The organism is Natrinema sp. SYSU A 869, from assembly GCF_019879105.1.
Lineage (GTDB): Archaea > Halobacteriota > Halobacteria > Halobacteriales > Natrialbaceae > Natrinema.
Genome location: NZ_CP082249.1, coordinates 1,940,333 through 1,960,150, shown reverse-complemented (window position 1 = coordinate 1,960,150; position 19,818 = coordinate 1,940,333). Strand labels below are relative to the sequence as shown.

General features: G+C 59.2%; 20 protein-coding genes, 1 tRNA gene and 1 pseudogene. 6 read left to right on the top strand and 16 right to left on the bottom strand.

Annotated elements, in window-relative coordinates; translation table 11 throughout:
* Positions 1-152: 152 nt before the first annotated feature.
* From K6I40_RS17875 to K6I40_RS17865, 3 genes are all read left to right on the top strand, one after another.
* The gene (locus K6I40_RS17875; RefSeq protein WP_222915040.1) at positions 153-1,145 is read left to right on the top strand and encodes a hypothetical protein; all 993 of its coding nucleotides are present in this window, start codon (positions 153-155) and stop codon (positions 1,143-1,145) included.
* 109 nt (positions 1,146-1,254) lie between these two features.
* Positions 1,255-2,022, top strand: a complete 768-nt coding sequence (locus K6I40_RS17870) for a hypothetical protein (protein ID WP_222915038.1) — start codon at positions 1,255-1,257, stop codon at positions 2,020-2,022.
* A gap of 433 nt (positions 2,023-2,455) precedes the next feature.
* On the top strand, positions 2,456-2,743 hold the full coding sequence (locus K6I40_RS17865) for a hypothetical protein (RefSeq protein ID WP_222915036.1): 288 nt from the start codon (positions 2,456-2,458) through the stop codon (positions 2,741-2,743).
* Between the two features lie 298 nt (positions 2,744-3,041).
* Here K6I40_RS17865 and K6I40_RS17860 read toward each other — a convergent pair whose 3' ends face one another.
* The 6 genes from K6I40_RS17860 to K6I40_RS17840 all read right to left on the bottom strand — a co-directional run bounded on the left by K6I40_RS17860 (position 3,042) and on the right by K6I40_RS17840 (position 6,106).
* Positions 3,042-4,661, bottom strand: coding sequence for a DNA-binding protein (locus K6I40_RS17860; protein ID WP_222915034.1), 1,620 nt, complete (start codon positions 4,659-4,661; stop codon positions 3,042-3,044).
* Between the two features lie 2 nt (positions 4,662-4,663).
* On the bottom strand, positions 4,664-4,960 hold the full coding sequence (locus K6I40_RS17855; protein WP_222915032.1) for a hypothetical protein: 297 nt from the start codon (positions 4,958-4,960) through the stop codon (positions 4,664-4,666).
* Positions 4,957-5,478: a hypothetical protein gene (locus K6I40_RS17850; RefSeq protein ID WP_222915030.1), complete on the bottom strand. Its 522-nt coding sequence runs from the start codon at positions 5,476-5,478 to the stop codon at positions 4,957-4,959. The genes K6I40_RS17855 and K6I40_RS17850 overlap by 4 nt, the downstream gene beginning before the upstream one ends.
* Before the next feature lie 112 nt (positions 5,479-5,590).
* Positions 5,591-5,722: a hypothetical protein gene (locus K6I40_RS28575; protein ID WP_255681694.1), complete on the bottom strand. Its 132-nt coding sequence runs from the start codon at positions 5,720-5,722 to the stop codon at positions 5,591-5,593.
* Positions 5,715-5,954, bottom strand: coding sequence for a hypothetical protein (locus K6I40_RS17845; RefSeq protein ID WP_222915027.1), 240 nt, complete (start codon positions 5,952-5,954; stop codon positions 5,715-5,717). Before K6I40_RS17845 ends, K6I40_RS28575 begins: the two co-directional genes overlap by 8 nt.
* Before the next feature lie 79 nt (positions 5,955-6,033).
* Positions 6,034-6,106 (bottom strand) — tRNA-Pro (locus K6I40_RS17840).
* 163 nt (positions 6,107-6,269) lie between these two features.
* On the opposite strand from K6I40_RS17840, the gene K6I40_RS17835 reads away from it, so the two are divergent.
* The gene (locus K6I40_RS17835; protein WP_222915025.1) at positions 6,270-6,524 is read left to right on the top strand and encodes a pro-sigmaK processing inhibitor BofA family protein; all 255 of its coding nucleotides are present in this window, start codon (positions 6,270-6,272) and stop codon (positions 6,522-6,524) included.
* Positions 6,525-6,546: 22 nt separating this feature from the next.
* Here K6I40_RS17835 and K6I40_RS17830 read toward each other — a convergent pair whose 3' ends face one another.
* Together K6I40_RS17830 and K6I40_RS17825 are read right to left on the bottom strand one after the other, a co-directional pair.
* Positions 6,547-7,248, bottom strand: a complete 702-nt coding sequence (locus tag K6I40_RS17830; RefSeq protein ID WP_222915023.1) for a hypothetical protein — start codon at positions 7,246-7,248, stop codon at positions 6,547-6,549.
* Between the two features lie 149 nt (positions 7,249-7,397).
* Positions 7,398-9,464, bottom strand: a complete 2,067-nt coding sequence (locus K6I40_RS17825; RefSeq protein ID WP_222920399.1) for a DEAD/DEAH box helicase — start codon at positions 9,462-9,464, stop codon at positions 7,398-7,400.
* Between the two features lie 178 nt (positions 9,465-9,642).
* Between K6I40_RS17825 and K6I40_RS17820 the strand changes: the two are divergent.
* Positions 9,643-11,993: pseudogene (locus K6I40_RS17820) on the top strand (methyl-accepting chemotaxis protein).
* 16 nt (positions 11,994-12,009) lie between these two features.
* On the opposite strand, the gene K6I40_RS17815 reads toward K6I40_RS17820, so the two are convergent.
* The 8 genes from K6I40_RS17815 to K6I40_RS17780 all read right to left on the bottom strand — a co-directional run bounded on the left by K6I40_RS17815 (position 12,010) and on the right by K6I40_RS17780 (position 18,494).
* The gene (locus tag K6I40_RS17815) at positions 12,010-13,158 is read right to left on the bottom strand and encodes an ABC transporter substrate-binding protein (protein ID WP_222920314.1); all 1,149 of its coding nucleotides are present in this window, start codon (positions 13,156-13,158) and stop codon (positions 12,010-12,012) included.
* A 99-nt stretch (positions 13,159-13,257) separates the two neighbouring features.
* Positions 13,258-14,379 carry an ABC transporter substrate-binding protein gene (locus K6I40_RS17810; RefSeq protein ID WP_222920313.1) on the bottom strand — a complete coding sequence of 374 codons (1,122 nt, stop codon included), beginning with the start codon at positions 14,377-14,379 and terminating at the stop codon, positions 13,258-13,260.
* Between the two features lie 42 nt (positions 14,380-14,421).
* Positions 14,422-15,273: an ABC transporter ATP-binding protein gene (locus K6I40_RS17805; RefSeq protein ID WP_222920312.1), complete on the bottom strand. Its 852-nt coding sequence runs from the start codon at positions 15,271-15,273 to the stop codon at positions 14,422-14,424.
* Positions 15,273-16,382 carry an iron ABC transporter permease gene (locus tag K6I40_RS17800; protein WP_222920311.1) on the bottom strand — a complete coding sequence of 370 codons (1,110 nt, stop codon included), beginning with the start codon at positions 16,380-16,382 and terminating at the stop codon, positions 15,273-15,275. The genes K6I40_RS17805 and K6I40_RS17800 overlap by 1 nt, the downstream gene beginning before the upstream one ends.
* A 322-nt stretch (positions 16,383-16,704) precedes the next feature.
* Positions 16,705-17,070 (bottom strand): cupin domain-containing protein, encoded by a 366-nt coding sequence (locus K6I40_RS17795; protein ID WP_222920310.1) that lies wholly within the window; start codon positions 17,068-17,070, stop codon positions 16,705-16,707.
* A 109-nt stretch (positions 17,071-17,179) separates the two neighbouring features.
* Complete coding sequence (locus K6I40_RS17790; RefSeq protein WP_049951623.1) at positions 17,180-17,374, bottom strand: cold-shock protein; 195 nt, start codon at positions 17,372-17,374, stop codon at positions 17,180-17,182.
* A 107-nt stretch (positions 17,375-17,481) separates the two neighbouring features.
* Positions 17,482-17,700 (bottom strand): hypothetical protein, encoded by a 219-nt coding sequence (locus K6I40_RS17785; protein WP_222920309.1) that lies wholly within the window; start codon positions 17,698-17,700, stop codon positions 17,482-17,484.
* 92 nt (positions 17,701-17,792) lie between these two features.
* Positions 17,793-18,494 (bottom strand): carbonic anhydrase, encoded by a 702-nt coding sequence (locus K6I40_RS17780; RefSeq protein WP_222920308.1) that lies wholly within the window; start codon positions 18,492-18,494, stop codon positions 17,793-17,795.
* Positions 18,495-18,679: 185 nt separating this feature from the next.
* On the opposite strand from K6I40_RS17780, the gene K6I40_RS17775 reads away from it, so the two are divergent.
* Complete coding sequence (locus tag K6I40_RS17775) at positions 18,680-19,696, top strand: NADP-dependent oxidoreductase (protein WP_222920307.1); 1,017 nt, start codon at positions 18,680-18,682, stop codon at positions 19,694-19,696.
* Positions 19,697-19,818 lie beyond the last annotated feature (122 nt).

Sequence of the window (19,818 nt, the reverse complement as noted above, 5' to 3'; positions counted from 1 at the left end):
TCGGGAATTAGATTCTGTCGGCGCACAACCGCAGAGGGAAGGACCTGTGGGAACAATGATTCAGGGTCTTTGTTAATACACATCGTCTAGTAGGCCAATCAATCCAAGCGCTCTACTAGCATTTTATATATCTTGGATTATGACAACTGATTATGACAGATGGAAATCCAATCGAAGAACAATACTCCTATGATGGCTGGTTAGTATTCAACGAACTGTTTGATACTACGCTTTTAGCCGAAGGCATAGGTATCTCTGAAGTTGTAGAAACCTTCCCATCCTATGAGGGCGGTGCTCCCAATGATCCAGATAATGGTTTTGAGCACACAGAATTATCTCAGAAGATACAGTCTCTTGCAGAACTCTCGGATGGATTTGAGAGATATGCAGAGAACCTTCACGCCTTTAAATATGTAGATGAGGATTGGGTACAAGAGTGGGGCTATGATGAAGAAGCAAATCAGCAAATTTTCTATCGAGATAAGCATGACGAAGTAGAGATATTTTGGGATTCAGACAACGAAGTCATGATGTTCCGTGGTGATCAGCAACTTCTTGAAAGAAAGCGGAAATCTCTTCGATCAGGTCTTTCTGGCTCTCTTGAACTAGATCCTGTTGACTTTGATTTTGACTTTTTCCTATGGGTGTTGTATAAAAAGTACAAAGGCGAAGAACTGAGTGCCGATCTTCGCGTCCGTAACCTCACGCGTGGGAAAACAATTGGTGATCAGAAAGATAACTTAGGAAGACAAGTCCAAGTGGAGGGTTCGGAGAATATCATCAGATCTCTCATGCTCATTGCCCCGGTTCTTGCTGGGAAAAAAATCAAAGGTATTCAGGGCCAGTTTGTTATGGAATCTCACACAATCAGTGCAGAAATACAGCATGGAGGTAAGGTCCATGTCAAAGTATCCAATAGTCCACTCAGTGGTCTTAGCCACCTTCGACGAATGGGGATTGCTCTCCGATTTTTGTCTGAATTGATTCGTCTATTTTCAGATTGGGAAGAATTACCTGATAAAGAACGGTATCCGCCAGCATCTTTCTTTGATGAATTGGGAGACATTGCTGAAGAGGAGGGATGGGACCTCCAATATGACCCCAGAGAGATTAAAGACGAATATCGGAGAAAACGGGGAGCATAGTCAATAGCGGCAGAGATTTCGAAAGCACCACATAATTAAGTGCTCCGGGACGAACAACATACTAGAATAGACTATAGAGTGCAATCCGGATTCCAACGAACCCAAATCCATGTCTACAAGCAGGCTCGGTCAGTCAGAAAACCTTGAGAAGTTTTGGTCTGAACAATTACTTGACCAGCCTAATGCGAAAATACATATCAATTCTGTATCGAAAGATACTATTAGGTCATTTCCAGAAGTAGAAGAATACCCATACGAAGGCCAGATCAAACTATTCGGCTCCCTTGAATACGAGATACCAGGTCGAGGAGATAATTCATTTATTAGAAGTGGTAACTATGAGTATCGTTCAGCATCAGGCCTATTCTTATTGAATAGTCAAACAGATCGCCCCCGACCTAGTGAGGTTTTCTCAGAAATAAACCAACTGGTGTCGAACTCAGCGGAGATAGAGGACTATTTATCGCTCAACCGTGAAGATCTCTGGAGGTTTTTGGAAGACGCGAACTCAATTGAGAAATTGGTTGTGCGTGGGCCGAAAGGGGAGTATGACGCCACATTGCTTGCTGAAATACTACAGAGGGAGAATCCAAAGAAAGAATTGGCGCAGGCCGAACTAACTCATAAGGAAAAGCAGAGTCTGAATGCTGTTCTTGACCAAATAAGCATACCAGACGAATTCGATAATATCCATGATTTGGATATTGACTGGTACGATACAGTGATTGATCAAATCGAAGCTACATATTGTTATGATGGTTACTTTTCCACCATCATATTCAAAAGAGGTTCAATTAAGATTGATGCCGAGACAGACAATTCGAGAGAATATCTCCTACAGTTGTTTGAACGAGAAGTTGTTCAAACTCAAGTTTAAGTGTGTTAGCCGCGATCTCAGTTTCAATTGAAGTCAATCTACCACCCTATGTAAAAGAGACCTTAATTGCGATTGCGATATATCTATTAGCCGTCATCGTATTCATATCACTGTATTCTCTATTTGATCTTATAAATAGCTTTGAAGAACTTAACCATGAAATTGAGGGGTTCGTAAGTCACTATAAAGAAACTAGTTATTGGTGGATAACTGCTTTCCTTGCCACTATTGTATCACTCACGCTTGGTAATTCCTCTAATATTGTACTCGACTTGATCATACTTGGATTATTCTTCGTACCTGCAGGGATTATATTCCACAAAAGGTACCCGTTCAATATCAATTGTGCATATAGACCAACAATTAGTTCTGGAGTTGATTCTTTGGTGAAGAGGAAGAAAACATTGCGATTGCAGATTCAAATGGACAATATGTGATAGATTTGGTCTTCTCCACTGGATCGAATGTAAATGAATTTTGTATTAGTCTTGATGTACCTAGAGGAGTAGAAACAAAGACGATCCAGCCTACTTCTTCAGAAGTCCATCTTACAGATAGTGATACTATTGAAGGAGTTGCACCGCCTAACAAAGACCGCTTTGTTGTACCCCTTATTCTTGAGACAACATCTGGTGTCGGACCAGAAGGCAAATACATAGTTTTCTCTGATGAGAAAAGCGATAGGATTCTTCTGAGTGTAAAATTGCTTCAGAATCAGTGATTAAGAACCTTACAACTTAATCTGACTAGGGACCCCCGTTTCGTGTGTTTCAACTGGAGTTCTCTGTGCAGAGGTGGGGCAGGGCGCTGTAATTTTTTGGCACAGTCCCCTTGGGGACACCCGCCAAGGGGCTTTCGCGCGAAGCGCGAAACAACCCCGCAGGCGCTGCGGTGCGATCGCGGTGCTAACCCCGCTCTCGAGGCACGAACTACAACCAGATTTGCATAAGAAACGGTGGTGGTCAACCTAATTTGCAGAAAACAGCGAAAACGAGAGTGTTGCCACTAACCGGGCCAGTTCACCGATCCGCGACCGCGCCGACGAATCCGGTTTCAGTCCCGCCGCCGGGAGTCTTCCAGGTCAGCTCAACACCGCGCAGTGCAGTCGGATCGTTACCCGACTTCGACCACTTCTCGAGGGCCTCACTGGCGATCGTGGCGACGTTCTCGAAGCTATCTGCCTTCAATCGGGAGAGTATCGTATCAATTCGCATCCGGCGGGGCTCGCCGTTCTCGTCGAACTCGAGGTCGGCACCGTTCTTCGCGAGCCACTCCTGGAAGGGAGAGGACTCGGCGACGTGATCGGCCAAGCCCATGATGTGCTGCATCCGATCGGCGTAGCTCTCGATCGCGTACTCGGCTGACTCGACGAGCGCTCGCAGTTCCTCGCGGTACTTCCGGGCCCGGAACGACACGTCGCCCTGGTCTAACTCGAAAATCTCGCCAAGGTCGTTGATAGCTCGGTAGATCGTTGCAGGGTGTTTCCCCAGCTGGTCGGCAAGATCGTCGACGGTCGCACCGCCGTCAGTGGCGACCGTCTCGGACACGTTTCGAGCGGTCTCACCCATGTCCCGCAGCGTCGTCATCAACAGGTGGTCCGTCTTCGCCTCGAGGTGCGGCGTCGGGTCTTCGTACAGTTCAACTGGATCGTCCCGAGCGACCGCGTCGAAATGGTCGTCCGCAACGTAGACGCTGCTGCCGTCGGGACCGAGCGGAATATCTTCCCAATGGAGTGTGTTCAGTACCGTCTCCTCTATTTGCTCAGTCACCTCGTGACGGTCGGCCCATGCCCATGCCTTGTTGTCGTTCATCGACTTGTTCACCAAGACCTCCACCTTTGGGTGGTAGGACGGGTGATCTTTCGAGACCGCGTCCGGATCGGCCAGCTGGTAGATCTCGAACTTCCGTCCGTAGGTGTGGCCCGGCAGAAGTTCGCTCACCGACGCGGGGTTCAGGAATAGTCGATTCTGGTGATTGACGACTTCTTCGTTGTCGATATGGAGTTCGGCTTTCACTCCCTCGAGGTCGGAGAGGTAGTGGGCGACCTTCTGCAGTACGCCGGCCGACGAGAGCTTTTCCGCCCACTCCCGACGAATCCGAACGTACCGCTCGTACGCCCACATCCGGCTCGCCGAGTGTGGATCAGCGCGGAAGTAGTCGGGGTGGACCCGCTCGCCAGCGTGGTCGAAAATCGCCGCGAAGAACTCGGGCAGTAGCTCGAGACCGCGGTCAGGTTCGATGTTACTGGTGTGGAACTCGACGTCGACGCCGTCAACCTCGCCGACCTGATTTTCCCACGGCAGTTGTAACCGCTCACCGCTCTCCCAGTGACGCATGTTCGGGAACCGCGGTGAGATATTGTACGACGCCTTCCGTTCACCGCGGCCGCGGCCTTTGATGTCCCACTCGTAGAGTCGCTCGGCGTTGATCCCGTCCGATAGACGCGGCGCAAATCCTGACTTGCTGTAGGTCACTTCCAGGTGCCAGGGCTCGCCGTCGACTTCCGTGGTGATCTCGAGGTGTCCCTCGAAGGGCGGACCAAGCATGACCGACGACAGTGCGTCGTACGGACCGCGTCCCCAGTCGGGCCACTTCCAGCGGCCTTCGATCTCGTGCGGCGTCGTCTCGACCTGAGACACGCCTACTCACCCCGATCATGCTCGCTCTCGAGCAGGCCGGTGAGCACCGCTACCGGGTTCCACCACGTCACACCCTGGCAGCGATAGCAGACGTGCTTGAACGACGTACAGTCCGTCGCCTCGAGCGTCGTGGGTTCGGCTCCGGGATCTTGGTCCATCGCCTCGAGACTCGCGCGCTTGACGCGGGTCCGCCCACAGCCCACGCAGACAGCGTCGACGGGAACGCCGAACTGACCGGCTGCCGCGCTCGCTAATTCAGCCTCGAGGTCGCGATCGTCGGATTCGGTGTCGACGCTCACCGCGAATCACCGACCGTTACCGACGGATCGACACCAGCCGGGTCGATCACGTGCGACCATGCCAGTTTCGCGACTTCAGATTCCGAGCGCGAGCCGCCAACATTGTACCACCGCCCGGCGAGCAACTCGTCGACGAGCGTCGCCGGCACGATCGCGCGGGCGACCTGGGGAAGTCCCGGCCGTGGAAGGTAGACCACGAACAGATACATCCCTGCTGCCTCGAGCAGTTGCTCGTGAGCGGCTCGCTTGACGTAGAACCGGCCCCGCGTCGATCGGCTCCCGTTGCTCGTCTCTATCTGGCAGCCTTTGATCTCGACGGGAACGTCCGGCTCGACGAGGACAATCCCGTAGAACGGCAGCGACTGACTCGCCTCGAGGACGGCGGTGGTCCGTGCATCGTGCCAGGTGGCGGTATGATCGCTGACGTACTCGAGTTCGTCGACGGCCTGGACGATCTCGCCCTCGAGGGCGTCACCGCTGGCCTTCGGACTCTCCAGTTCCGACGCTCGAGAACTCATAGCGGCCCCTCCCGTGCGTCGCGAACCGCGCGCGTACACTCCGGGCAGAGTCGACGAAGTGCGTCGACGCGATCACCGCACCGCTCACACTCGCCGGATTCGACGAGGCGATTCACGCCGACTCACCTCGCTTCTCGAGCGCATGGCGAATGTCCGTGTCGGTCGCTTGGTGGGCCGAATGGGCGATGGGCGTCCGACTCTCGACATCGTACAGCCGACTCGCCCGGACGAACCCGTTACGCATCGGCCTCACCTCCGTGACGGCCGGGCGATGTCTCCGGGTCCGGAATCGAAACGTCGATGCCAGCTGCAGAGCCGCGGCTCAGTCGTGCGTAGGTATCGCAGTCGCCACAGCGATGGGCTCGGTCGTCGTCGTCACCGAAGACACGACGGAACTGGTCCGTCACGTGGGCTCCACAGTGATCGCACGTCGAATGATCAACTGACGACCATGGAGTGACCGTCACGCCGACCACCTCCAGAAAGCGGCTGCTAAGCGGTGTGAGAACGGTCGGAGTAAAGCGGCAAAAACTCCCGCTTTACTTTTATACCGTATGGGATCGCCCGGATTTGAACCGGGGTCACGGGCACCCAAGGCCCGAAGTATACCAAGCTAACCCACGATCCCGTGTACTACCCCCTACCGGTTGCACATCATAAAGGGTTTCGTTATACTGTCGGCTGTAACTGGTCGTGCGATTCGCCGTGACCGTCCGGCGAATCGCTTCGCTGAGTTACAGCCGATAGTACTGATCCGAACGGTTTTCCCTGCCGCTATAGTAACGCCGGCTATGACTGGCCTCGAGATTCTGATTTTGGTCCTTATGCTCGTGCTCGTCCTTGCTGCGGCGCGGATCGTACGGGTAGCTAGCCCGTTCATCGTCAATGCGGTGGTCGGACTGGTGGTGATGTACGTCGCACAGGTCGTCTTCGGTCTTGGGATCGCAGTGACGCCGATCGTCATCGCGATCGTCGCGATCGGTGGCGTTCCGGGCTCGTTGCTCGTCATTGCACTATCGCTGTTCGGTGTCGCCTTCGTGCCCTAAGAACGTCATTCGAGCCGCTGATTCACTTCCCGAGCGTCTGTGCGATCTCCTCGTCAGTCGCTTCGGTGACCGGATCCGAACCGGACTCGAGTTCCGTCGGCTCTCCTTCCCACTCGGCCAGCAGCGACGCGACATCTTCGTCAGTCGCCTCTCCGTTCGAATCGTCAGTGCCGTCGGCGTCGGCGACGACATCGTCGAAGATCGTCCCGAACGTGGAGACGACCCGATCCTCGTGGCGCGTCGGATCGAAGTGACAGTGGGCGTAGGAATCGACGCTCGAGAGCCGGTTGGTGAGGACGTGTGCGAACTGGAAGACGTCCTCAGGCGAGGCGTGCCGGAGGAGGGCGTCGAGCGAGTCGACACAGACTGTGATGTCTTCGCCGTCTTCAGCCCAGTATTTGCAGAATCGACTGATGGAGACGCCGATCTCCGAGAGGTCGGTCGGGTCGGTCACCGTGTCGGTGACGATCGGTTCGGTGAAGTTCGGTACCGACTCGGCATCATCGCCGGTCGGAACGTTTCCGACAGTGAGCAGCCCGAGTGTCCCGTCGACCGTCTCCGCGTCCGGACGGTCAGGTTCCTCATCTGCGAACGTCACCGTCAGATGGGCCGTGCCGCCGCTGTCGTGACAGAGGTCCTCACAGGTCGCGGGCTCCTCGTGTCTCGGGTGGACGAGCAAGACGTTCGCCGGCGGATCGATCGCGGCTGGCGTACTCGGTTCCATAGTAACAGTGTCGGGGAGGTCTCCCCGTCGTTGGCCGCCGATTGTTCCCTTGCCTTCTTTACCGTTCCGGCCGGTGATAGGTCTCCGAAAACGATCGCAGTCCCGGGACGGACAGTTCGCGGACGAAACTGGGCCGAGTACTAGAACCGCTACAGATCGGTGTCGCGAAGCTCGAGGTCCCCGACCAACTCGTAGGGGTGAGCGTCCTTTCGGATGCCATCGAGGAGCATGAACGCTTGTCCGGGTTCCAAGAAGTGCTCGGTGACGACCTGTCCCAGCGGCGTGGGTTCGAAGCCGTCGATGAAGTCGTACTCGAGGAGTTTCCCGATTGCGTGTTTGGTGGGGATCTCCCCGAGCATGCGGTCGTTGAGCGCCTTTGCGGCCTTGCCGCCAACGGTGATGTTCGCCAGCGTCTCCTCGACGGCGGCGGCCTCGTCGTAGTGGGTCATCACCGACTCCATCTCTCCCTTCAGTAATTTGAAGGCGACTTCGTCCTCGGTCATCTCCATCGAGTTGTGGTAGACCGTATCGGGTTCGACGAGGACGTACACTGTCCCCTTATCGTGGTAGTCGGGTCGGCCCGCGCGGCCAAGCATCTGGTGGAACTCCTGGACCGAGAGCCACTCGATACCCATCGCCAGTGAGTCAAAGATGACCTGTGAGGCGGGGAAGTCGACCCCCGCTGCGAGCGCGGCGGTTGTGACGACCGCGGAGAGGTCTTGGTCGCCGAACTTGCGCTCGACTTCCTTCCGGCGCTTGTAGTCGAGACCGGCGTGATAGGGTGCGGCCGAGTAGTCAAGCTTTCGGGAAATTTCGTGACAGCGCCGCCGGGAGTTAGTGAAGATGATCGTCTGGCCGCGATACCCCTTCGAGGATTCACTGTCGAACTCGCGTCTGACGAGTTTGTTCTCAACTCTCACTTTCTCCTGGCCGTCCGCGAAGGTGACGTGGCGCTCGATCGGTACCGGACGCTCCTCGAACTCGATGAGCGTCGCCTCGAGGACTTCGGTGAGCTGTTCGGGATTGCCGACGGTCGCCGAGAGGTAGATCCACTGTGCGCCGCCGTAGTCGTCGCGGCGCTTCGCCCGCTGCTCGCACGTGTATTTGAGCCGCGAGATCAGCCCGTCGAGGCGGTGACCGCGGTCTTCCTCTTTGAGGGTGTGGACCTCGTCGATGACGACGGTCCCGATGTCGCCCATGTCCTTGCCGGTCCGCAGGGCGTGGTCGATTCCCTCGTAGGTGCCGACGATGACGTCGGCGTTGGGGTCGAACCGCTCACCCTCGTCGGCGACGCGGCTCGCGCCCACGCGAATGGAGACGTCGACGAGGTGGCCGTACTCGTCCTGAAAATCCTCGTACTTCTGGTTGGCCAGCGCGACTAGCGGGACGAGAAAGAGCATCGTCCCTTTGTTATTCAGCACGCGATTGATCCCGGCCAGTTCGCCGACGAGGGTCTTCCCGGTCGCCGTTGCGGAGACGACCAACTGGTCGTCGCCGTCGAACAATCCATGTTCGACCGAGAGGCTCTGGACCGGGAGCAGGGTATCGAACCGGTCCTCGAGCAGGTTCTGCAGGCCGGGATGGAGGGAAAGCGAGTCGGTCCGGACGGGATCGACCTCGTCGGTCGTCGCCGAGATGGTATCGAACTTTGTCAGATCGGGATCGAGCTGACCCTTGAGCAGGTTGACGATCCGCTCGAGGTCCTGTACCTCCATCATGAGCTCCTCTAAGCGTTCCTTCGCGGCACCTGATACCTCGCCGCCGCCCGAAAAGGAGAGCTGGCGCTCGAGTTCCTGTCGGGCGCAGTCCCGACAGATCCAGTCGTTGTCATCCTTGACTGCGGTATCGGTCGTGATCGGCGAGTACCGGCCTGCACCGGCACAGTACCGGCAGGTCCGGACAGTCTTGACCTTGTCCTCGAGCTGGTAGCCCGAGAACATTTCTCGGAGGTCGCGACGGCCCTCGGCGGAGGTCTGTTCGGAGATGCGTAGCCGCTTCGCTCGGCGAGCGAGTTCGACGAACTCGTCGGGCTGGCGTGGCTCTTCGCTCGAGCCCTCCTTGAGCCGGAACTTCGCGGGGCGGGGGCCGGCAGAGGTCTCCGAGAGACCGAGTTTCGCGCGGAACAGCCGTTTGCCGTCACGTTCGACGACGACGAGGTAGTCGTCGCCTGTTTCGTGACAAAAGATCGTTTCGACCTGCTGGACCTGCTTCGACACGATCCCCACTAGGGCGGGGCAGTATTTCAGCGGTTCGGACTTGACCGATTCGTCCCGACCGCTCGCGGTCATCTCACCGATAGCGGCAATTGAGACGCTCGGTCAGGTAATTGTAATCTATAGGAATATATACCACTCTTAGCGACTTACATACAGGGGCCGTCGAGTGTCCCACCCGATGGATCTGAATCCGTGGGAGGGTATTCCGGTCGTTCGTCGCAGCTACGCGTTGCGGTTTCTCGCCGCGCTCGTCGTCATCGTTCTCATCGTGGGGCTGTTCGGCGGCAGTATCTACGCACAGACCGGCACCGAACTTCAGTCCGACGTCGAATCGCAACTCGTTACCGATGCACAGCAGGACGCGGACCGCCTCGATATCTGGTTCCAGTCGACCGAACGGTATCTAGGATCGCTGCCCCGCTCGGTCGCCTTTCGCAATGACGATCGGATCGCGATCACCGACTCGTTGCATCGAATGACCGATCGCTCCGCGTTCGAGGGCGCGTACTACGTCGAGTCCAAGACAGGCGATGTTCACGCCAACGCCGGCACGAATGCGGTCCTTACCGATGACGGCCGCGTGAGCGACGCGATCAACGACCGGCTCTCGGCTACGGCCGAGGACGAGTCACAGGTCGTCTTTTCGGAGACGTTCGAAACCGCGGACGGGCGGCCAGCGATGCTCGCCGTTAGCCAGGTTCCTGGTGAGTCCGATCACGTCGTCGTCGGACTGGTCGATCTCGAGTCGCTGTCCCGGTACATGATCGGCAGCGACGAGACCGACGACGTGGTCGTCACCGACGGGTCCGGAACGATCGTCCTCGCCGAGGACCGGTCGCTACTCCTCGAGGACGACGTCCTCGATCCCTCGTCGAACGAAACGGGGACGACGTCACTCGAGGGAGACGGCAACGAGACCGTCGTCGGCTACGCGGCGGTTGGGAACGAAGACTGGACGCTGACGACCCGCGTACCCGCATCGCAGGCGTACTCGCTCCAGTCGACGATCTCGAACTGGATCCTCGCGATGCTCGCCGTCACCTTCGGGGGATGGTCCTGCTCGGGCTGACTGTCGGCCGGAACACTGCCGGCGAGTTGCGGTCGCTCTCCGACCGCGCGGCGGCGATCGAAGACGGCAAACTCGACGAGCCGGTCGAGTCGAGCCGGCACGACGAACTCGGTGACCTCCACCGGTCGATCGACCGGATGCGACGCTCGCTTCGCGATCGCCTCAAGGAGGCGGAGATGGCCCGCGCAGAGGCCGAACAGGCCCGCGACGAGTCCGAACGATTCTCCCGGCGACTCGAGCGGACGGCCGACGAGTACGGCGAGACGATGCGTGCCTGTGCCGACGGCGACCTCACTCGGCGACTCGAGGCGGACGCCGACAGCGAGGCCATGGAAACGATCGCCGCGGCGTTCAACGCGATGATGGATGACATCGAAGCGACTGTGGCTGCGGCGCGGGCCTTCGCCGACGCGGTCGACGACGCGGCTGAATCGACGGCCGACGGCGTTGTCGAGGTGCGGTCCGCATCCGAACAGGTGACGACGTCCGTCCAGCAGATCGCCGACGGGGCTGAGCAACAGAGCGACCAACTTGCGGCCATCAGCGATGAGATCGACGAGCTGTCGACGACGACCGAGGAGATCGCTGCGACATCGTCGTCGGTCGCGACCCTCGCGGAACAGACCGCTACCACGAGCGCGGACGCCCGTGAGTCCGCCCGTCGTGCGATCGACGGCATGAACGCCATCGAAGCGGAAGCGGACGACGCCGTCACGGAAGTGACCCGGCTCGAGGACGAGATCGAAGCGATCGATGAACTGCTCGAATTCATCGGTGACGTGACCAAAGAGACGAACATGCTCGCACTCAACGCGAGCATCGAGGCCGCACGCTCGAGTTCGGAGGACGCGGAGTTCACCGCGGTCGCCGATCAAGTCAAGTCCCTCGCCACGGAGACGCAGGAGGCCGCCACCGACATTGAGAATCGCCTTGAACGGGTCAGCGATCAGTCGACGCAGGTCGCGACCGTGGTCCGGGAGACGAACGAGCGGATTGCTGACCACCGGAGTGCGGTCGAGTCGTCAGTCGCGGCCCTTGAGGAAATCTCGACGTACGCCGAGGAGACGAACGACGGGGTCCAAGAGATTTCGGCGGCGACCCAACAGCAGGCCGGTGCGACCCAGGAGGTGGTGGCGATGACCGACGACGTGACGGCGATCAGCGAGGAGACCAGCGCCGAGGCGGAGACGGTCGCGGCGGCCGCCGAAGAGCAGACCTCGTCGCTCGTCGAGGTCTCCCACACCGCGACATCGCTCTCCGACCGCGCGCGGGACCTCTCCGACGCGCTCTCGTCGTTCGAGGTCGCCTCCGAGCCGACCGAGGCCGTGGCGATCGATACGTTGGGTGAGTCCCAGCGCGAACTGCCCGCGGCCGACGATTACGAGGTCGATTCGACGACGACCGAGAGCCCGGACGAACCGTCCGCTGACGGCGAATTCGGCTGGCAGAAACCGCAGTAATCGAGGAAACGGCCGGTCAGAAGTCGCCGTTGACGATGTTGCTGACTTCTTGTCGATCGAACAGTTCCTCGTCGACGTCGTAGAGTTGCTGGGCGGCGCGCTCGGTGACAGCTAGGTTAACGATCGGACCCTGGTGAAGCGGACCGCCGCGGTAGACGTCGCCCTCCTGAACGGCAGTCAACTGGCTTGCGACGTTGTGGGATTTCATGTGCGAAACGACGGTGTTCTGGAACTCCTCGGCGCTCTTGTGCTCGTTGCCGCGGATCAACAGTACATCGGGATCAATATCGAGGAGCAGTTCGTAGTCGACCTCCGTCCGGCCGGCGTGGAAGTCCTCAACGTCCGTCGTCGCGAGAGCGTCCTCAACGCCCAAGTCCCGCCACTGCTTGAAGCTCGTCCCCTTATCGATGAGGTACGGCGAGAACGACTCGGGCGCTTCGGCCGGCTGGGGCCACATGATAGCGACCGACGGTCGTTCGCCTTCAGGCGGCACGATATCTTCGAGATCGCTCTGGAACTCGTCGTGGAGTTCCGCAAAGGCCTCGTAGCGGTCTTCCTCCTGGAAGACCTGAGACAGCTTTTCGAAGGCCTCGTACAGCGTGAGGTAGTCGTAGTCGTGCCACTCGTAGCCGCGCGAGAAGATGCTGCTACCGAAAAAGGGCGTTCCCGTCGCTTCGATTGTATCGATGTCCTCCTGGCTCCAGTGGTCGAGGCGACCCATGATGAACTCCGGATCCATCACGAACAGGTCCACGCTGTTGCTCAATTCCATGAACTCCTCGGAGGTCAGCTCATCGTTCCAGAGTTGGCCGATCTCCTCCCGGTCGACGCTCAGATCGGGAATTTCCTCGTAATGTTGGGTGTGGATGCGGGTATTGAGGTAGATGGCCTCGGGCGGATCTTGGCCCAGCGCAATACCCATATCGCCCCAAGTACCGTTGTTAACGGCCCACGACTGCGGGACGGAATCGAACTCGACCTCGCCGACCGGTTCCATCGTCACCGAGTACGGCCCGTCGATCTCGTCGCCGTTTCCATTTCCGTTCCCGTTCCCGCCGTTTCCGTTGTCTTCACCGGTAATACAGCCAGCCAATGCGCTACCGCCGGCGACAGCGCCACCAGTTCGAAGAACGGTCCGTCTCGTCAAGTGAAGTCCGTCGCTCATCAATATTTAGGCAGACCTAAACCATCAAAAGTGTTCCGAACTGAAGTAATCAGAGACCGCAATCATGCGAGCAGCCCCGTCGGCGCTGCATTCGCGGGGCTACGAGTCTCCCGTGATGATATCCGCCACGGCCTGCCGATCGAACAGTTCCTCGTCGCCGAACTCATCGGGATAGAGGCCCTGTGCGACACGCTCGAGTTGGAAAAGGTGAATGATCGGCCCCTGGTAGGTCATGCCAGCGTAGACGACGCGGTCGTTCCGAACGGCCCGAAGTTCGCTTGCAGCGTTGTGGTCGCGGAGATACGAGACAATACCGTTCTCGAAGTCCGCTTCGGTGACACGGCCCTGTTGACGGACGGCGATCACGTCCGGATCGATCTCGAGTAGCGTCTCGAAATCTATCGTTCCGCCGCCGGCCTGTGCGTCCTGAACGCCGCTTGAGTCGAGTGCGTCGCGGACGCGGAGGTCGCTCCAGTGTTTCGACTGGGTGCCCTCGTTGATGAGATACGGGTAGAACACCTCCGGTTCAGTCGACGCGGGGACGAGTACCGCAACAGTTGGATGGTCGTCCGGAAGTCGGGCCCGGACCTCGGCTAGCACGTTGTCGTGAAGGCGTTCGAAGGCCTCGTAGCGTTCCCGTTCCTGAAACACCGTGGCGACCTTCTCGAAGGCCTCGTACAGCTCGTAGTGGCGATAGTCGTGCCAGTCGTAACTGACTGAGAAGACCGTGTTTCCGACGAAGGGGGCGACGGTTCGGGTAATCTCGTCGACTTCGTCTCGGCTCCACTGGAGCCGGTTGATCATGAAGTTGGGATCGATGAGGTGGACGTCGGCGTCGACGCTATAGAACACTTCTCTGTCGGTCCCCTCGTCCCAGAGTTCGGTCAACTCGCCCGTATCGACCGAGACGCCCGGCAGTTCGTCGTAGTAGTGCGTGCCGTATCGGTTGCGGAGTCCGATCCCCGCCAGTCCGTCACCGTGTCCGAGCGCGACACCCATGTCAGCATAATCAGCCGTATAGGGAAGCCACGTTTCGGGAACGGTATCGAACTCGACGGTACCGACCGGCTCCATTGTCACCGAGTATCCGCCCTCCGTCGGCGTTCCCCCATCGTCGGTCGTTCCTCTCCCGTCGAGACAGCCGGCCGCGGTGCCGATCCCGGTGACTGCCCCGGTCGTCTTCACCACAGTCCGTCTCGTTACTCCCGCTTCGGCTAGCATCAATTTTTAGGCCGGCCTAAAACTATATGGCTGTTCCGGTTATCACTGCTCGGACAGCGCTCGCTTGGGCAATACCTGTAATTCGGGTTCGTACTCGACGGTCGCCTCGACGCCGAAGACGTCGGCCAGCAACTGTTCAGTCACTACCTCCTCCGGCGGCCCCCAGTCGTACAGTTCGCCGTCGCACATCGCGACCAGATAATCCGCAAAGCGGGCCGCCTGGGCGATGTCGTGGAGGATGACGGCCACGGTGACACCTTTCTCCTCGTTGAGCTGGCGGATCGTCTCGAGGACCCGAAACTGGTGGTGAATGTCGAGAAACGTTGTCGGTTCGTCGAGCAGGAGGACGTCGGTATCCTGAGCCAGCACCATAGCGATCCAGGCCAACTGTTTCTGTCCGCCGCTCAGTTGTCCGAGTTCGGCGTCCCGGATGTGTCCGATTTCCGTTAGCTCAAGTGCGCGTTCGACGGCCGCGTGATCCTCCTCGCTGACGCTGTCGAAGAAGCTGCGATGAGGATACCGGCCGTGATAGATCAGATCCTCGACGGTGATCGAACCCAGCGAGTCGTTCTCCTGGGAGAGGACGCCCAGTTCGCGGGCCAGTTCCTTCCGATCGAACGAATCGAGTTCCTTGCCGTGGATCGTGACCGCTCCCTGATCGGGCTCGAGATGATTCGAGAGCGCCTTCAACAGCGTACTCTTCCCGCTGCCGTTAGGACCGACGAGTGCGGTCACCGCTTGTTCGGGAACGTCCAGCCGCGCGCACTCGACGATGGTCTCCTCGGTCGACGGGTAACTCAACGCGAGTTCCTCGCCGACGAGTGCGCTTTCGACTGTGACGCCGTCGCCGTCGGTGATCCGTTCTTGTGTCGTTTTGTATTGGTTCTGTGACATTAGAGCTCACCCATGGATTGCTGCTTTCGCATGAGATAGAGGAAGTAGGGGCCGCCGAGCAGTCCGGTGACGACACCGACCGGCATCTGCGCCCCGTTGAGTGCGAGGCGGGCGCCGACGTCGGCGGCGAGCATCAGTGCCGGTCCGGCGAAGAGACAGCCGACGATCAACTGGCGGTAGTCACTCCCCACGCTGTTGCGGACGATGTGGGGGACGACCAGGCCGAAGAAGCTGATAATGCCTGCGACGGCGATCGCGACGCTGGCTGCGAGGATCGCGACCGCGGAGAGGAAAAATCGAACGTGTTCGACACGCATGCCTAGCGACCGAGCAGTGCTCTCGCCCAGCAACAGGACGTTCAACTGCCGGGACGCGGCCAGCGCGATTACGATCGACACGAGTGCCGGGAGGAGTGCGATGCGGACCTCCGACCAGCCCGTTCCGATGAACGAGCCCGTGAGCCAGGCGATCGCCGTCTGGGCGACGCCCAGATCGTCGACGAAGAAGAACAGTCCCTGCTGGAGCGACTGGAAAACCATGTTGACGATCACGCCCGCGAGCACGAGCCGAACGGGACTGGTTCCCCCTTTCCAGGCGATCCCGTAGACGACCAAAAAGGCGATCGTGCCCCCCAGCGCCGCGATTAACGGGAGAAACGGTGTCAGTCCGGTAAAGACCACCAGCGTCGCCAGTACCGCGAAGCCGGCGCCGGAACTGACGCCGAGCACGAACGGACTGGCCAGTTCGTTTCGCGTCACCGCCTGAAAGATCGCTCCGGAGATCGCCAGCGTCGCACCGGAGATGATCGCGACGAACACCCGCGGGAGCCGGAGTTCCCAGATGACGATTTCGGCGGTATCCATCTGTGGGAGTTCGCCTCCGAGCAGGAACCCTGACCACGCGTTGAGATTGAACAGTATTGTGGGCTCGAATACCACCGACCAGGCGTCGATGAACCCAATCGGGTACTCCCCGAATGTCACCTGTACCAGCCCGGCGACGACGGTAACAACCGTACTTGCTAGGCAAAAGAGCACGAGCTTTCCGGTCACCCACCCGCTCCGTGACCGGTTCGCTGCGTGCTCACCGACAGACTGCGCTTCTACCATCGGGATTTAGGTTGTCCTAAAAGGTGTTTAGTCCTTGTGGTTAAGGATCGGTATGAGACTCTCTCGTTGGTTTCGGTCACGTCAGGCCGTCGGTCAGCATCTGCAGCGGTGCATTCGAAGACACGGTTCATACTGCCGGACAGAAGTCACTGCAGATTTGATCGCGAAAGATCGTCCGTCGACTGTGGAAACGGACGAATTCAGCGATCGATAGTCAACTAGTTCTGTCTGACAGTATCAGAAGGCGCTCACCAAGTCGTGGACTCACCCGCGGTCGTCACGAGTTTACCATAGTCGGCCACTCGACGAACCGCGTTCACACTCACTCGAGCAGGTCGATCTCGTCGTCACCGTTTGGAACCGCACAAATGAACGCGCCCGGTTCGTCGCCCTCATTGCGGTACCAGTGGACTGTTCCGGCCGGAATGAGCAGCGAGTCGCCGGGCTCGACGTCGTACTCGTCGCCTCCAATTCCGACCGTATACTCGCCCTCGAGGACGTACTGCTCGTGTTCGACATCGTTGGTGTGTTTCGGCACGTCGGCACCGGGCTCAAGGACGAACCGCCGAATCGCGAAGTTCGGCGCACCGTGGTCATCGGCGATCAGGACGCCTTTCTCGAGGCCGTCGGCGGCGGAGACCGTCTCGTACTCGATCTCGTCGCCACGCCGGAGCAGCGGCTCGGTCATACCGGACAGTGAGCGTCGCCGCTACTAAAAGTGATGCTAAACTGTCAGCGCTGTCGCTCAGGGGTGTAAAATACTGCAGTCAAGTGCCGATACTGTTACGAATTCCGCCTTACAGGCGCTCGACGTTCGTCGCGCGCGGGCCCTTGGGGGCCTGCTCGATATCGAACTCGAGGTCCTGTCCTTCTTCCAGGTCCGGGCCGCCGATGTCTTCCATGTGGAAGAACACGTCGTCGTCCGCGTCCTCTGTCTCGATGAATCCGTAGCCGCCAGTGTCGTTGAAGAAATCAACGGTTCCTTTCGCCATTGCTTCTGAAGAAAGGGGGCGGTACGCATAAATCCTGCGGCTCGTTACGTATCACGCCGACTGTCGGAGTACGGCTCGCTCGAGTCTCTGTCGGCCGTTCTGGCGGTTCAAATGCTGTCGCCGTCCTCCAGCCGCTGGACCGAGATTGCGATGAAGTAGACGACCATAAACAGGAAGAACCCGCCGGAGAGGCCGACGAGTTCGACGGTCCCGACGCCGCCGGGGTTGAGAATGGCAAAGGATGTCAGACCGATGACGAAGACCGCGATAATGAAGACCCCGACGGCGTAGTAGAAGCCGAGGTCCGACTCGAGATACTTTCGCATACCGAGTTCTTTCAACGCGACCAGCAAAACGGTATCGACGTCGCTTCTCGAGCCGATCTTTCAGTATCGATCGCGCCCGTCCTCGCGAGCACTCAGCCCAGCAGGCGACGAACCGCGTCCGCGTACTCGTCGGGAATCCGGTCGGCGATCGCGTCCGGATCCGTCTCGCCGCCGAGATTGACGAGATACGCCCGGCCGCGGTCGTCGCCGTAGATCCCCTGAAAGTCGTAGACGAAGCCATAGACCTCGACATCGTCGGGGACGTCCGCGGCGTTCCGCAGAAAGTCGACCTGCCTGTCGACGTTGTACTCCACGAGCTGATTGATTACTGTCTCGTCGTCCGCATCGGCGTTGATCCGCTCACTCTCGAGGCCCTCCTCGATGACCGGGACGAGTAGATCGACCCACTTGTCGACGCCCTGTGGGCCGGGCATGCTACCGCCGGTAGCGGCCTCATAGGCGGCGGTAACGGCACCGCAGCCGGTGTGGCCGACGACGACCGCGACGTCGGTGCCGGCGTGTGCGATCGGGTACAGCATCCCGCCGTTGACGATCAGGTCGCCGTCGTCCTCGTCCCAGACCTGGTTGCCGATGTTACTGGGCGTAAAGACCGTCCCGGGATCGTCGACGTCCCACATCCGTTCCTGTGGAACGCGCGAGTCCGAACAGCAGACGGAGACGAGGTCGGGCTGTTGGCCGTCCTGTACCGCCGAAAAGAATCCGTCGGGGAGTTCACCTACGTGTCGCTCATTGCCTGCGAGCAAGTCCTGCAGTACGTCGTGATCCGAGCCCATACGAAACATAGGGGCGGATACCGACCAAATCGATTACGGTTCAAGCCGAATTTGCGAGAGGGTTGGCCGTCGTGACGGGTTTTGCGAGTACGATGGCGCTCGGGATCGAGCGAGCGGACGAAGCGTCAGCCAGTCTCCGGTTCCGGGACACAAATATTGACTTACCGGCACCGCCATGTGTGTGTATGGCAGAAACCAGACAGTGGCAACTCGCCAGCCGGCCAGTCGGTGAACCGACCGAAGAGAACTTCGAACTCGTCACCGTCGACCGTCCCGAACCGGACCACGGTGAGGTTCTTCTCAAGACGCTCTATCAGTCGGTCGACCCGTATATGCGCGGCCGGATGCGCGATGCAGAGTCCTATGCCGAACCATGGGATGTCGGCGACCCGATGCAAGCCAGCGTCGTTGGCGAGGTTCTCGAATCGAACGCCGCCGAGTTCTCCGAGGGCGACATCGTCACCGGAGACCTCCTATGGGCAGAACACATCGTCGCGGATGCGGACAAGCTCCAGGGAGTGAACCCGGATCATGGCCCGATCTCGACGGCGATCGGCGTGCTCGGGATGCCCGGCGTCACGGGGTACTGGGGTCTGAACGATGTTTGTGATCCGAAACCCGGCGATACTGTCGTCGTCTCTGCGGCCGCGGGCGCGGTCGGCTCCGTCGTCGGCCAACTCGCCCGCCTCTCGGGCGCGCGAGTGGTTGGTACCGCCGGCAGCGAGGCGAAGATCGAGTGGCTCACCGAGGAGCTTGGCTTCGACGCCGCGATCAACTACAAGGAGACCGACGACCTCTCCGCCGCGGTCGACGAGGCCTGTCCGGACGGCGTTGACGTCTACTTCGACAATGTCGGCGGCCCCATCACGGACGCCGTCTGGCCCCGTCTGAACGTCGACGCTCGCGTCGCGGTCTGTGGCCAGATCTCGCTCTACAATGAGACCGAGGTGCCGACCGGGCCGCGAAAGCTCGCCAAACTCATCGAAACCCGTGCGACGGTCGAGGGCCTGCTCGTCAGCGACTACCAGCCCCGGTGGGGCGAGGCGCTCGAGCGACTCTCACAGTTCATTCAGAACGACGAGATCCGCTACCGCGAGAACGTCGTCGAAGGCTTCGAGAACGCTCCGGACGCGTTCCTCGGGCTATTCGAGGGCGAGAACATCGGGAAGCAGTTGGTCAAGGTCGCTGAGCACGACGGGTAGACGCGACGAGGCTCGAAGGTGGCGAGGCCCGCTCGAGTAGCCGCCGTCGCAGACGAGCGTCGGCGTGTCGGCCCGCTGTTGTGGATGTCGTAACGTGGATGTGTTTCCGAGAGCGAACGTTT

Excerpts from the sequence above, each read along its gene's own strand:
- K6I40_RS28575 (WP_255681694.1), bottom strand. The coding sequence starts at position 5,722 with ATGCGTAACGGGTTCGTCCGGGCGAGTCGGCTGTACGATGTCGAGAGT.
- K6I40_RS17875 (WP_222915040.1), top strand. The coding sequence starts at position 153 with ATGACAGATGGAAATCCAATCGAAGAACAATACTCCTATGATGGCTGG.
- K6I40_RS17815 (WP_222920314.1), bottom strand. The coding sequence starts at position 13,158 with ATGAGCGACGGACTTCACTTGACGAGACGGACCGTTCTTCGAACTGGT.
- K6I40_RS17850 (WP_222915030.1), bottom strand. The coding sequence starts at position 5,478 with ATGAGTTCTCGAGCGTCGGAACTGGAGAGTCCGAAGGCCAGCGGTGAC.
- K6I40_RS17810 (WP_222920313.1), bottom strand. The coding sequence starts at position 14,379 with ATGCTAGCCGAAGCGGGAGTAACGAGACGGACTGTGGTGAAGACGACC.
- K6I40_RS17775 (WP_222920307.1), top strand. The coding sequence starts at position 18,680 with ATGGCAGAAACCAGACAGTGGCAACTCGCCAGCCGGCCAGTCGGTGAA.
- K6I40_RS17800 (WP_222920311.1), bottom strand. The coding sequence starts at position 16,382 with ATGGTAGAAGCGCAGTCTGTCGGTGAGCACGCAGCGAACCGGTCACGG.
- K6I40_RS17785 (WP_222920309.1), bottom strand. The coding sequence starts at position 17,700 with ATGCGAAAGTATCTCGAGTCGGACCTCGGCTTCTACTACGCCGTCGGG.
- K6I40_RS17790 (WP_049951623.1), bottom strand. The coding sequence starts at position 17,374 with ATGGCGAAAGGAACCGTTGATTTCTTCAACGACACTGGCGGCTACGGA.
- K6I40_RS17805 (WP_222920312.1), bottom strand. The coding sequence starts at position 15,273 with ATGTCACAGAACCAATACAAAACGACACAAGAACGGATCACCGACGGC.
- K6I40_RS17835 (WP_222915025.1), top strand. The coding sequence starts at position 6,270 with ATGACTGGCCTCGAGATTCTGATTTTGGTCCTTATGCTCGTGCTCGTC.
- K6I40_RS17795 (WP_222920310.1), bottom strand. The coding sequence starts at position 17,070 with ATGACCGAGCCGCTGCTCCGGCGTGGCGACGAGATCGAGTACGAGACG.
- K6I40_RS17830 (WP_222915023.1), bottom strand. The coding sequence starts at position 7,248 with ATGGAACCGAGTACGCCAGCCGCGATCGATCCGCCGGCGAACGTCTTG.
- K6I40_RS17780 (WP_222920308.1), bottom strand. The coding sequence starts at position 18,494 with ATGGGCTCGGATCACGACGTACTGCAGGACTTGCTCGCAGGCAATGAG.
- K6I40_RS17870 (WP_222915038.1), top strand. The coding sequence starts at position 1,255 with ATGTCTACAAGCAGGCTCGGTCAGTCAGAAAACCTTGAGAAGTTTTGG.